Source organism: Alishewanella sp. HL-SH06 (assembly GCF_052656265.1).
Genome location: NZ_CP199752.1, coordinates 2,605,350 through 2,618,075 on the forward strand (window position 1 = coordinate 2,605,350; position 12,726 = coordinate 2,618,075).

Here is a 12,726-nt window from a genome sequence, read left to right on the forward strand (position 1 = left end):
CTGCTGATGTCCTTAGTTAACTGCTTTGCCCTTCGACCATGAACCCACGAATTCCTCTCACTAAAGCGATTGCTTCGCGCGGTTTTTGCTCACGCCAAGCGGCAAACCGTTTGATCAGTGCAGGCCAAGTGTTGGTTAACGGTGAGCCGGCTCGATTGCAACAACGAGTTGCTGTTGATGATGAGATCCAGATTAACGGCGAAAGCTTAGCACCTGCCCCAGCATGGCAATATTGGCTTTATCATAAGCCGGTGGGTATCGATTGTAATAATCGAGCTACTGATCCCGCCAGTATCGCGCACGTGCTGTCACAATTACCGGTTCGAGCCTTTGCCGTGGGTAGGCTGGATAAAGACTCACGCGGTTTATTACTGCTGACCAATGATGGCGAACTTGCCCAGCGCTTACTGCATCCACGTTATCAGCACCATAAGCGCTATCGAGTGCGTGTGCAGCAAGCGATTACCGATGCAGACGCCCTGATCAAAGCTTTTGCCGATGGCATAACATGGCAAGTGGGGCCGCATCAATATCAAGCAAATCCCTGTTTAGTTAAGGTATTAACTGCACACAGCTTAGAAATTTGCCTCAGTGAAGGACAGCATCGGCAAATTCGTTATATGTGCCGAGCGCTCGGCTTTAAAGTGGTTGATTTGTGTCGGATCGCTATTGGCGATTTACCACTTGGTGATCTCGAAGAGGGCCGCTATCGGCCTTTAACTGCAACCGAATTAGCACAACTTCGTGCGTTGCAAACGCCAGAGCCAACAACTTAACGCTAACGTTAAACTATACATCAGCAAAGAGCCCATAATCACCCCAGGCCAAGCGGCCCATTGCCAAAATGGTTGCAGGTAAACGCCACCACTACTGGCGCCGATGTAGTAAAACACCAAATATAACGCACTGGCACTGGCTTTAGCGCGGATAGCCTGTTGATTGACAAAACTGCTGGCAAGTGAATGGCACAAAAAGAAACCAAAGGCACTGATAAAAAAGCCCGCAACCATCCCCCAAAGCCCTGCAAAGAGGGTCATGATTGAGCCTAACATCATAATCAACACCCCCAGCGCCATCGCGCCGGGCAAACTAAGCCTATGGGCAATTTTAGCGGAATAAGCCGAGCCTATAGTGCCAGTTAAATACGTTACAAATAACAGTCCAATAAGGCCGCTACTTAAATTAAACGGCGTGGCCGCCAGCACAAAGCTGGCGTAGGTATATTGGTTTAAAAAGACTAAAAAATTTAAGCCGCCAATCAGGTAGGTTAACAATAATAACCGCTGGCGTAAGTGATACAGATTATCTCGTAAAGCCTGTTTTAAACGAAACGGTTGACGCACAAAATACTGAGCAGCCGGTAAATAACGCCAAACCGCATAACAACTGAGCGCCCCTAACAGCGTCATTGGCCAAAACACCCATTGCCAGTGCCCCCAATCCGCTAAACCACCGGCGAGCAAGCGCCCTGAGATCCCACCTAACGAATTGGCACTGATGTAATAGCCCACCGCGCTCACTAACGCCGGCTTACTGTATTCTTCGCCCATCCAGGCAATGGCAATCGCCGGCAAGCCCCCCAAACAACAGCCTTGTATTGCCCGAAGTAACACTAGACTACTGAAACTTTGCACTTGCGTGAGTAGCAAGGTACTCACGCTCATACCAACTAAGGTTATTAACAAAAGGGTTTTACGCCCCCAAGCATCCGACAAAGCGGCATACACTAGCAGCGACAGGCCCAAACAGAGCGTCGCTACGGTATAGCTAATACTGGCTTGTAGCGGCGTTAACGCAAATTGACGGCTTATTTCCGGCAACAACGGCTGCATTAAATGCAAATTAGCGAATACCGCCACGGCAGCTAAACAAAGTGCTGCAACACTGCGGTAATAGGCGGCAGATTTATATTCGATCACTGACCATGCTCAGTTAACTACTTGCGGTTATTGTAACGGATCGCCAACCGCGAACAAACCAACTGACCAACTAATCACAATAAAACTCCCTCCCCCAACAAAACGTCTCTGAGTAAGGTATGACCAGTACCGGAGTGTGGTAAGACCTGTCTCTGAGTGAGGCCCGACCTGTACCGGAGTGTGGTATGACCTGTCTCTGAGTGAGGCCCGACCTGTACCGGAGTGTGGTAAGACCTGTCTCTGAGTGAGGCCCGACCTGTACCGGAGTGTGGTAAGACCTGTCTCTGAGTGAGGCCCGACCTGTACCGGAGTGTGGTATGACCTGTCTCTGAGTGAGGCCCGACCAGTACCGGAGTGTGGTTGTACCAGCTTGCGGCGGAGATTATAGGAGCGATGAAGTAAATGCTTGTACCGAGGATGACAAAACGTTGTGATAGCGGCATAATCGAGTGCGAACTGCATAAAAGCAGACAATAATAATAATTCATTACCCGGGGACTCCATGAATTCTCAATCCACTGCGCTGGGCAACCATCAAACTCAGCCACAATTTTTCGGCCATCCGGTCGGGCTTTATGTATGCTTTTTAACTGAAATGTGGGAACGCTTTTCGTTTTACGGCATGAAATATTTGCTGTTGTTATATTTAACAAAGTATCACCTGTTCAGTGACGCCGGCGGCTTAGATGTATTGGGTAGCTATGCCGGTTTAGTGTATGCCATGCCCGTGATCGGCGGCATGCTTGCTGACCGGTATTTAGGAATGCGCAAAGCCGTTACCTTTGGTGCCATTTTGTTGTGTTTAGGTCATTTAGGCCTTGCCTACGAAGGCTTTCAAGCCTATGTCGAAAACGGTGTGGTCGTGCAAGATACCGGCGCGATCCAAGTGTTCTACTTTTCGTTAGCCCTAATCATCATGGGCGTGGGTTTTTTAAAACCAAATATTTCTACTATCGTTGGCCAGTTGTACGGTAAAGATGATGCCCGTCGCGATTCTGGCTTCACCATCTTTTACATGGGTATCAATACCGGCTCATTTATTGCCACCTTATTGGTTACCTATATCGGTGAAAAATTCGGTTGGGGTTGGGGTTTTGGTTTAGCCGGTATCGGTATGGTACTAGGCTTAATTGTGTTCTTAGCCGGCCAAAAATACCTGTATGGTTATGCCGAGCCCAATGATCCCGTGCGCTTAAAACAAAAGGTATTTGCTTTTGTCGATCGTGAATGGCTGATTTACCTAGCAACCATCCCGGCTCTGTTTGTTGTTTGGCAACTGGTTCAATACAACCCCATCGTACACTCTGTGTTACTCGGTTTGTCGTTCATCGTGTTAGCGGGCGTAATCTGGTTTATGGTAACGCAATGCAATAAAGAAGAACGTGATCGCATGTTTGTGCTGATCGTTCTAACCTTCTCTACGGTGGTGTTCTGGGCCTTGTTTGAACAATCGGCGTCATCCATGACCTTGTTTGCTGATCGGGTTATGGACCGCACGGTTTTTGGTTTTGAAACCACTGCAGGTCAATACGGTGCATTAAACCCATTATTTATTATAACCTTAGCCCCTATTTTTGCTTGGCTGTGGGTGGCACTTAGCAAGCGTAAACTTGAACCGAGCACGCCGGTAAAATTTGCACTGGGTATCATGCAAGCCGGTTTAGGCTTTGGCGCGTTAGTCATTGGTGCACAATTCCCGAATGAAGCAGGCTTAGTGAGTGCCGGTTGGTTGGTGCTAGCTTATATGCTGCATACCATGGGTGAATTATGTCTATCACCTGTTGGTTTATCTGCGGTCACCAAATTGGCCGTCCATAAAGTGGTCGGTGTGATGATGGGGGCATGGTTCTTAGCCACTGCTTACTCAGAGTTACTTGCAACACAATTGGCTAAACTGGCCGCTATTGAAACGCCCAGTGGTGAAGTCGCTGATGTCGGTGCCGCTTTAGCTGCCTACACAGAATTATTTAGCTTCTTATGTTACTTCGGTATTGCTGCAGGTATCTTTATGTTGATTATCAGTCCGCTACTGAAAAAGCGCATGCACGGCATCAATTAACCTTAAGCACATTGTTACCCTAAAACACCTCGGTCTGCTGGCCGGGGTGTTTTTTTATGGATTTACGGCTAAAGTTATTGCTGTAGCGGCCGCTACAACGTTAATTGAAAATGGATCTAAGGATCACTCATGAGTAGCATTAAAACCGACAGCATGGTAAGTACGCTACGTAGCAATGCTAATAACGCTGCTGTGATCCCAGAGAAACTGAGCAAACAACAACAAAATGCAGCCATTTTAGCGGCCAGTGAAAAAGTGGCACTACAAAGCAACAACAACACCCTCAGCCTGCTTTACAAAACAGCACTCGACGGTATTAACGACGCCTTAGAGCCTACCTTAGGTAAAAACGCCACAAAAAAAATCTATGACTCAGGTATTGATACCTCGCCCGAGGCCACGGCCGAACGCATTGTCAGTTTTGCCACCAGCTTGTTTAATATCTATAAAAAACAGAAACCATCAGAAGATAGCTTAAAGCAATTAGATGATTTTATGGGAACCATCGGCAAAGGCATTGAGCAAGGTTTTAGCGATGCAAAAGCCATCTTAACCGGGTTAAAAGTGTTTGAAGGTGATGTCGAAACAGGTGTCGCTAGCACCTACGATATGGTGATGAAAGGCCTACAAAACTTTCGTGAAAAACTGATGGCAAGCTATGAGCAACAAGCCGAAACGGCTGAAAATGAGCCAGTGACAAAAACCCCATAACCAACATTAAACGCTTATTCCGCAACAGGCTCGATACGAGTGACCAATAATTGGTCAATTTTGTAGCTGTCGATATCAACCACTTCAAATTTATAGCCAGCATGCAGCACAAAATCGGTGCGTTTCGGAATTTTCTTTAGGGTATACATCATAAAACCCGCAATGGTTTCGTAGTTTTCGGCATTCGGAAAACGCGGTATATCCAGCACCCGCATCACATCCGCCAGTGGCGTTAAGCCTTCAACTAACCATGAATTACTGTCACGCGCGACAATCTGCTCTTCTTCTGAATTAACCAACTCGCCCATCACAATACTCATCACGTCTTTTAAGGTGATAATACCCACCACCATCGCGTACTCATTTAAGATGATGGCAAAATCGATACCCGCCGATTTAAAGTGTTCTAACACCTCATATAAAGACAAGGTATCCGGGATAATTAATGGCGTGCGCACAATACCGTCTTTTTGCAAAGAAATAGGCTGATCGTGTAATACCTGCATTAAAATATCACGGGTATCCACATAACCAATCACTTGATCTAACACGCCTGCACACACTAAAAACTTTGCATGAGGGTGCTCTGCAATTTTGGCTTTAATGCTCTCTTGCGCTTCGTCTTTGGTGAAAAAGATTAAGCTTTCGCGCGCGGTCATGGCCGAGGTTACCGTGCGCGATTCCATATCAAACACATTTTCTAATAACTGATGCTCATGCTCTTGTAAAACACCGGCCTGCGCACCGGCATCCATCATCGCCATAATGTCATCGGGGGTAATATCATCTTTACGCAATGTCGGTATTTTAAGCATACTAAAACACCAATTGGCTAAACCGTTAAACAACCACACTAAGGGTTTAAGCAGCATAATCAGTAATAACATGGGGGCGACAATGCGCAGCGCAATTTGCTCGGGGGCAATCATGGCTAAACGCTTTGGCATTAAGTCTGCGAACAAGATAAATAATGACGTGACAAAGAACACGGACAAACCAAAGGCCGCAGGTTGAACCCAAGTTTCGTGGCTAAACAAACCAAGCATATTGGCAAAATAAGGTGTAAAAGCCGACTCACCTAAAATACCGCCGAGTATCGCCACGGCATTAAGACCAATTTGCACTACCGTAAAAAAATTACCAGGGTGATCTTGCAGCGCTAAAATTTTCTCTGCGCGAACATCGCCCTCAGTCGCTAATAAACGCAAACGCATTTTGCGTGACGCCGCTAAAGAAATTTCAGAAACAGAAAAAAAGGCGCTGGTGGCGACTAAAGTAGACATGATAATAAGGTATTCTAAAGCACTCATAATAAATCCATTCGCGTGATATCGCCTATATTAAGCATTATGCTGTACTAATTAAATTATACCTGATTTATAAGTATATTTTTTTAAAGTGGACTTATTATGCATTCTTAGTTAAAACTATAGAATAGAAATTAAGTTAAATCGGTTTTATAAAAATAATGTCATTAACTAAATGTTTTTTAGCACTGGTTTGTACACTGACCCTATCGCTGCTACCTAATTGGGCAGTGGCGCAAGAGCATTTTAGCGATGACACGAAACACGTTCAGTTTCAAGCTATGCGCGATGCTTCAGTTGAGCAAGCATTAGACGATTATTTAACGTTAACCCTAGTTGACCCCGAGCAAGCAAATCTAAAACTACAAAGTATCATCGACCGCCTTCCTAAGAATCTGGCTGAAGACAATACACCCGAGAGCACCGTTAGAGCACTAACTTACCAGCTATTTGCTCATTTATATCAAGCAAACCCTTCTGCTGTAGATGATATTTTAGCGACTCTGGCAGAAATTAAACATAACACCACGTCGGTTAACGCTATTGCAGAAATTATGGCTGCAGAACTCGAAGTGCTGTCTTTTCGCAATCAAAGTAATCAGGCCTATATTAATGCTGAAATACTGGCCGGTATACTCACAGACGTTGAAAACCCCCGAGTTAAATATTGGATAAACGCTCTGCTAGGTAGACTATTTAGACAAGACACACAATACGAAAAGGCGTTAAAACATTATGAGCAAGCACTTGATGCCTTAAATACAACAAACGACAGTAGAACTTTAGTTCGTAGCACCTCTTTAAGACAACAGATCGCAATTGTGCATACCGATTTAAAAGATTGGCAACGTGCACGAAGCTTGTTAGAAGAAGTTTATCAAGATTTGTTACGCTATAAACAAGACCAACTTCTACCTGACCTATTTTTATCGCTCGGTTTTGTCATGGCGGGTCAAAAAGATTATGCCGCAGCTGTGGAAGTGAATCTCAAAGGTTTAGCCCGCGCCCGAGCCCAAAAACAGCAGAGTCTCGTGCTTACCTTCATGAACAACCTTGGTTCGGTGTACATCGAACAACAGAACTATCAAGCAGCAAAAAATATTCTAGAAGAAGCATTAACTGAAGCGCTCGCATTAAAAGATACAGAAAACGTTAACCTTATTAATTTTAACATTGGTTATTTAGAAGTAGTTTTAGGTGAAGCCGAATTAGGCCTTACCAAAATGCAAAACGCTTTTACTTTTTACCAGCAACGCGATAGTAAAACTGAACTAGAAGACTTACTTGGGTGGTTTGCTAAAGCCTATAAATCGCTTAAAGATTATCCAAAACTAGCCGAAACCCTTGAGTGGCAAATGCAACTCCGTGAAGAAATTGCCGCAGCGTCCAGTGAAAAAATTACACGTGATTTGTTATCTCGCTATGAACTCAAATCTCAAACACAACAAATCACTATCTTACAACAACAAAACGAACTGCAAGAAGAGCTGCTTAAAAATAAACAACTGCAGCAAACCATTACCTTTTTGTTTATTTTTATTATGGGTTTAGCGGCTATCTTACTGGTTAATTTGTACCGCAAAGTACAACGCTCAAATCTCCGTCTGAAAGAAGTTAACAAACAACTGGAATATCAGTCTTTACGCGACCCCTTAACCGGCTTATTTAATCGTCGTGCTATGCAAGATAAAATGGCGAAACGCCATAAAAGCAGCCAGCCGGATGCTTGCGCACTCTTATTGTTAGATATCGACTTTTTCAAACAAATAAATGATAACTACGGTCATGCGGCAGGTGATGCCGTGCTGATTGATTTAAGTCGACGCTTATTGGCCTTAACTGATGATAACGAGCTGTTGATCCGCTGGGGCGGTGAAGAGTTTTTAATTGTCATTCAGCGTTTAGAGCAAGAAGCTATTGATGATCTCTGCCAGCAAGTGCTGCAAGTCGTTAGCGCCCTGCCCGTGGTATACGAAGGTAATGAGATCCCCGTCACGATTAGCGGTGGCTTTATTCGCTTACCGTTTTCGCAAGTGCCTGAGCACCAATTTAATTGGGAAAGAGTATTACAAGTTGCCGATATGGCGCTTTACATCAGTAAGTTAAATGGTCGTAACCAAATTAACCTGATTGACGAATTGCTAGTGCCGTTTGCCGATGCAGAACCGCATTTACAAGCAGATCTTAATGGTGCGATACAAGAAGGTATGATTAAACTTCATACTATTCATGGCTAAAAAGGGTTAGTTAGTACTATGAGCCTAATTTAATGAGCCTAATTGACCAATTGAGTTAAATGCTTTTGTTGATTTTTCGAAAGTTAAATCAATAACCTGCTCGTTTTTGCCAAATAATGCTCAAATAAGTTCAATGGTAATGGTTTAGAAAAATAGTAACCTTGATAATGGTAACATCCTAGCTTGAACAAGGTTTTTAACTGCTCCACCGTCTCAACCCCCTCAGCCATCACTTCTAATCCTAAGGTTTGGCCTAATAAAATGATCATCTTTGCAATAGCCTGATCATTCTCATCTGTAAGTAAATCGGCAACAAAACTACGGTCAACTTTCAATTGATATAAGGGCAAACGCTTTAAATAGACTAACGAAGAATACCCTGTACCAAAATCATCCAAGGAAAAGCGGATCCCTTTGGCCTGCAAAATCTGCATAATACCGACAACATTATCAAAATCTTCAACCAACACACTTTCTGTAAGCTCCAGCTTCAGCGCCGACGCATCAATAGCAGTGTGTTTTATAATGTCGAGCACCTTATCTGAAAAGTTAGCTTGTTTTAATTGCTTAGCGCTAATATTTACCGACAGTTCTAAACGGGCTGTACTAGGCGTTTGCTGCCAAACAGCCAATTGTTTACAGGCATGAAAAAGCACGTACTCACCGATTTCCACAATCAAGCCTGTCTCTTCAGCAAAACGAATAAACGCATCTGGGCCAAGTAAGCCGCGTTCTGGATGACGCCAGCGTAACAATACTTCAGCCCCCAGCACGACCCCCGGGTGAACCAACTGTGGCTGATAAAACAATTCAAACTGTGCTTGATTTAATGCTTGCCGTAATTCCTTGGCTAAATTCAAACGTTGGTTAGCTTGTTCCTGTAACGTGATATCAAAAAAACTCAGGCCATTGCCGCCTGCTTGCTTTACTTGGTAGGTGGCCAGATCGGCCTGTGTAATGAGTACATCCGTATCATGCTGCCCGCCCAAAAACAAAGTGCAACCAATACTGATGGTGTTTTTCTCTCTGATCGACATTAAATTTTGATTAGAAATGACCGTGTGCTGTAAACTTGCCGCTAATTCCGTAATTGCCTGCACCGCTTTACAACGCTCGGCAGTAAACAATTCGCTTAATACTAAGAATTCATCTGCACTAAAGCGCCCAATGGTGTCTCCCTGCGGCAACACCGACTGCAATGCTTGGCCGATAAGTTTAAGAACTTCATCTCCTTTAGTAAAACCTAAGCTATCATTTAGTGTTTTAAAATCGTCGACATCAATAAACAGTAATGCCACATAAAACTGATTACGATGACTTTGTCGTTGCGCTTGTTCGATCCGATCTAACATTAACTGCCGATTGGCCAAACCAGTTACCGGATCGTAAAAGGCTAAGCTTTCTGCTTTTTCCTCAGCCTCTTTTCGTAATAATACACCGCAAATATTACCCGCAATCAGACTTAACCCGGCCACTTCTGCCTCAGGCCAACCCTGTAACTGTTTCACCATATCAATACCAAACATGCCGATTAAACGTGTATTGCTGCGTAACGGGATCATCAAAAGCGATTTGATACCTTGACTGGCTAACAATTGATATTCATTTGACGTGTGCTCTAAAACGGAAATATCTGCGATACGCGAGATTTCGCCCTCTTGCCAGCTGCTAAACCAGCCACCAAATTCTGCTGAAGCTAAATTTTGTAAACACGATTTTTGAGGCGAAACATCCGAGGCACACCATTCATGCGTATTGCTTGCAGTAACTAAGTCGGCACTAAACATAAATACATAACAACGATCAGCACCATAAAACATGCCAATACGCGCTATGGCTTTATTAATAACGTCATCCACTTCGTTTGCTGAACTCAACACAAATTCAGCGGAAATCGCCGCAACTAATCTAAAAAAAGCAACATCATAGTCTTGGTTAACAGACAAAATTCTCTTCCTAATTTAAACATACTTAAAAAGTGTATCTGTAAATTCAAAATTTCGCTAGCCAAGCACTCAAAACGTGGTAGCTCAACTATTGCGCCTTAGCCATAAGTCTAGTTTTATTTCATTATAAATTCTGTACATTGGTAAGATAACTAAACATCCTTAAGGATACTAACATGTCTTACCTACAAGAATATCAAGCGTCTGTTGCTGATCCCGCGGCATTTTGGGCTCACAAAGCAAGCAAAATCGCTTGGTACAAAGCACCTACAACAATTATCAGCCAGCATGACAATGTTTATCACTGGTTTGCCGATGGTGAGCTTAACACCTGTTATTTAGCACTGGATCAGCAAGTGCTTGAAGGCCGTGGTGAACAAACTGCGCTAATTTATGACTCTCCAGTAACTCAAACCAAACAACAATACACTTATAAACAACTCCTCGAAGAAGTAGCAAAATTCGCCGGAGTATTACAAGCACATGGCGTAACCAAAGGTGATCGTGTAGTTATCTATATGCCAATGATCCCACAAGCGGTGATCGCCATGTTAGCCTCGGCAAGACTGGGCGCCATTCACTCAGTGGTATTTGGTGGTTTTGCACCGCATGAATTAGCGATCCGTATTGATGATGCCAAACCCAAAGTGGTGATCAGTGCCTCTTGTGGCATCGAGATTAACCGTGTTATAAGCTACAAACCGCTACTCGACAGCGCAATTGAAAAAGCTGAATATAAACCCGAACACTGTATTATTTTTCAGCGCCCGCAAGATCCTGCAACCCTAATTGCAGAGCGTGATGTGGATTGGCAACAAGCCATGCTTAATGCCACAGCCGTAGACGCCGTCCCGGTGCAAAGTACTGATCCGCTGTACATCCTTTATACCTCTGGCACGACCGGCAAGCCTAAAGGCGTGGTGCGTGATAATGGCGGGCATGCGGTTGCCTTAACATACAGCATGAAAGCTATCTATGATATTCAAGCCGGCGATGTGTTTTGGGCCGCCTCAGATGTGGGCTGGGTAGTAGGACACTCCTATATTGTATATGGCCCCTTGCTCGCAGGCGCCACCACTATTTTGTATGAAGGTAAACCGGTATTCACGCCCGATGCAGGTGCATTCTGGCGAGTGTGTGCGGAATATAACGTAAAAGCCATTTTTGCTGCGCCCACCGCCTTTCGTGCTATTCGAAAAGAAGATCCCCATGCTGAACTGTTAAAACCGCATAACTTAAGCCAGTTAAAACATGTTTTTATGGCCGGTGAAAGGCTTGATCCCCCCACCTATCAATGGGCTTGTGAAGTATTAGGCAAACCCGTAATTGATCACTGGTGGCAAACTGAAACAGGCTGGGCCATTTGCGCCAATTTAGCCGGTGTTGAATTACTGCCGGCCAAGCCCGGCTCGTCAACCAAACCTGTACCTGGCTACCATGTGCAAATATTAGATGATGCAGGACAAGCTGTACCCGCCAACACACAAGGCAATATTGCAATTAAGCTGCCACTGCCTCCAGGGTGCTTAACCACCATTTGGGGCAATCCAGAGCGTTTTAAAGCCGGTTACTTAAGTCACTTCCCCGGCTATTACAGCAGCGGCGATGGTGGCTACCTGGATGAAGACGGCTATCTGTTTGTGATGGGCCGTACGGATGATGTCATCAACGTTGCCGGGCATCGTTTATCAACCGGCGAAATGGAAGAGATTTTAGCCTCGCACCCTGCCGTAGCAGAATGCTGTGTTATCGGTTTACCTGATGAATTAAAAGGTCAGCAGCCTGTGGGTTTCGTGCTACTGAAAAACGGCATCACCGTTGATGAAACGACCCTACAAGCAGAGTTAGTCGCGTTAGTAAGACAAGAAATCGGCGCAGTTGCCAGCTTTAAAAAAGCATTAATCGTGCCTCGGCTACCCAAAACACGTTCGGGTAAAATATTACGCAAACTGTTACGGCAAATCGGTGAAGGACAAAGCTACCAAGTTCCCTCTACTATCGACGACCCAGCTAGCTTGCCAGAGATTGCCGACATCATGAAACAACGCGGCATCACCTAACCCCACTCAGACACTGGTCAAACCACACTCCGGTACTGGTTTGGCCACACTCAGACACTGGCCAGACCCCACTCCGGTACTGGTCTGGCCACACTCAGAGTCGGTTAGGTGAAATGGCGACTAAGCTTGTTTTTCTGGAAACTGCTGCCGGCGAATTGCGGCAAACTGTGAGCGGCATAAATAAAAAGTGATAGGCCGTGTGATCAACGGATAAACCACTACCAATAACAGAATATAACCTGGGATGGCTAAACCTTCAGCGCGAGCAATTAAAATAAATAACGTAGAAAGAATAATTAACTTAATAATATTCAAAGTTATTTTTGTAGGTGCTGCTAGCCTATCAGCTGCGGTACGAATTACTTCCATGCGCTGTGAAAAATTCAAGCCAGCAAGCTCGGGGATACTCTGACTGTTAAAATAAATCATCTACTACCGCCTTAAAAAACCACAACAAATATTTAATACATAACATTACGTCATAACT

At 44.5% G+C, this 12,726-nt stretch carries 9 protein-coding genes; 5 read left to right on the plus strand and 4 right to left on the minus strand.

Annotation, left to right across the window (positions count from 1 at the left end):
* The first annotated feature begins 38 nt into the window (after positions 1-38).
* Positions 39-776 carry a pseudouridine synthase gene (locus tag ACUJFK_RS11925; protein ID WP_445424986.1) on the plus strand — a complete coding sequence of 246 codons (738 nt, stop codon included), beginning with the start codon at positions 39-41 and terminating at the stop codon, positions 774-776.
* Here ACUJFK_RS11925 and ACUJFK_RS11930 read toward each other — a convergent pair.
* A complete protein-coding gene (locus ACUJFK_RS11930; protein ID WP_445424987.1) occupies positions 732-1,919 on the minus strand; it encodes an MFS transporter in 1,188 nt (395 codons plus the stop codon). The two genes, ACUJFK_RS11925 and ACUJFK_RS11930, sit on opposite strands and share 45 nt — an antisense overlap.
* Before the next feature lie 502 nt (positions 1,920-2,421).
* On the opposite strand from ACUJFK_RS11930, the gene ACUJFK_RS11935 reads away from it, so the two are divergent.
* Entirely contained in the window at positions 2,422-3,978 is a 1,557-nt protein-coding gene (locus ACUJFK_RS11935; protein WP_445424988.1) for a peptide MFS transporter, read from the plus strand.
* A 129-nt stretch (positions 3,979-4,107) separates the two neighbouring features.
* On the plus strand, positions 4,108-4,689 hold the full coding sequence (locus ACUJFK_RS11940; protein WP_445424989.1) for a DUF5610 domain-containing protein: 582 nt from the start codon (positions 4,108-4,110) through the stop codon (positions 4,687-4,689).
* Between the two features lie 14 nt (positions 4,690-4,703).
* Here the strand turns inward: ACUJFK_RS11940 and ACUJFK_RS11945 are convergent, their stop codons facing one another.
* Positions 4,704-5,999 (minus strand): hemolysin family protein, encoded by a 1,296-nt coding sequence (locus tag ACUJFK_RS11945; RefSeq protein ID WP_445424990.1) that lies wholly within the window; start codon positions 5,997-5,999, stop codon positions 4,704-4,706.
* Positions 6,000-6,157: 158 nt separating this feature from the next.
* On the opposite strand from ACUJFK_RS11945, the gene ACUJFK_RS11950 reads away from it, so the two are divergent.
* Positions 6,158-8,233 (plus strand): tetratricopeptide repeat-containing diguanylate cyclase, encoded by a 2,076-nt coding sequence (locus ACUJFK_RS11950; protein ID WP_445424991.1) that lies wholly within the window; start codon positions 6,158-6,160, stop codon positions 8,231-8,233.
* An 83-nt stretch (positions 8,234-8,316) separates the two neighbouring features.
* Here ACUJFK_RS11950 and ACUJFK_RS11955 read toward each other — a convergent pair whose 3' ends face one another.
* Entirely contained in the window at positions 8,317-10,179 is a 1,863-nt protein-coding gene (locus ACUJFK_RS11955; protein WP_445424992.1) for a putative bifunctional diguanylate cyclase/phosphodiesterase, read from the minus strand.
* A gap of 176 nt (positions 10,180-10,355) precedes the next feature.
* Here ACUJFK_RS11955 and ACUJFK_RS11960 point away from each other — a divergent pair, with 176 nt between their 5' ends.
* On the plus strand, positions 10,356-12,239 hold the full coding sequence (locus tag ACUJFK_RS11960) for a propionyl-CoA synthetase (protein ID WP_445424993.1): 1,884 nt from the start codon (positions 10,356-10,358) through the stop codon (positions 12,237-12,239).
* A gap of 120 nt (positions 12,240-12,359) precedes the next feature.
* Here the strand turns inward: ACUJFK_RS11960 and ACUJFK_RS11965 are convergent, their stop codons facing one another.
* The gene (locus ACUJFK_RS11965) at positions 12,360-12,668 is read right to left on the minus strand and encodes a DUF6170 family protein (protein WP_445424994.1); all 309 of its coding nucleotides are present in this window, start codon (positions 12,666-12,668) and stop codon (positions 12,360-12,362) included.
* Between the last annotated feature and the right edge of the window lie 58 nt (positions 12,669-12,726).

What these genes read in the sequence shown, in the direction of transcription:
- ACUJFK_RS11925 (WP_445424986.1), top strand. Translation starts at nt 39, where the DNA reads ATGAACCCACGAATTCCTCTCACTAAAGCGATTGCTTCGCGCGGTTTT.
- ACUJFK_RS11940 (WP_445424989.1), top strand. Translation starts at nt 4,108, where the DNA reads ATGAGTAGCATTAAAACCGACAGCATGGTAAGTACGCTACGTAGCAAT.
- ACUJFK_RS11935 (WP_445424988.1), top strand. Translation starts at nt 2,422, where the DNA reads ATGAATTCTCAATCCACTGCGCTGGGCAACCATCAAACTCAGCCACAA.
- ACUJFK_RS11945 (WP_445424990.1), bottom strand. Translation starts at nt 5,999, where the DNA reads ATGAGTGCTTTAGAATACCTTATTATCATGTCTACTTTAGTCGCCACC.
- ACUJFK_RS11950 (WP_445424991.1), top strand. Translation starts at nt 6,158, where the DNA reads ATGTCATTAACTAAATGTTTTTTAGCACTGGTTTGTACACTGACCCTA.
- ACUJFK_RS11965 (WP_445424994.1), bottom strand. Translation starts at nt 12,668, where the DNA reads ATGATTTATTTTAACAGTCAGAGTATCCCCGAGCTTGCTGGCTTGAAT.
- ACUJFK_RS11960 (WP_445424993.1), top strand. Translation starts at nt 10,356, where the DNA reads ATGTCTTACCTACAAGAATATCAAGCGTCTGTTGCTGATCCCGCGGCA.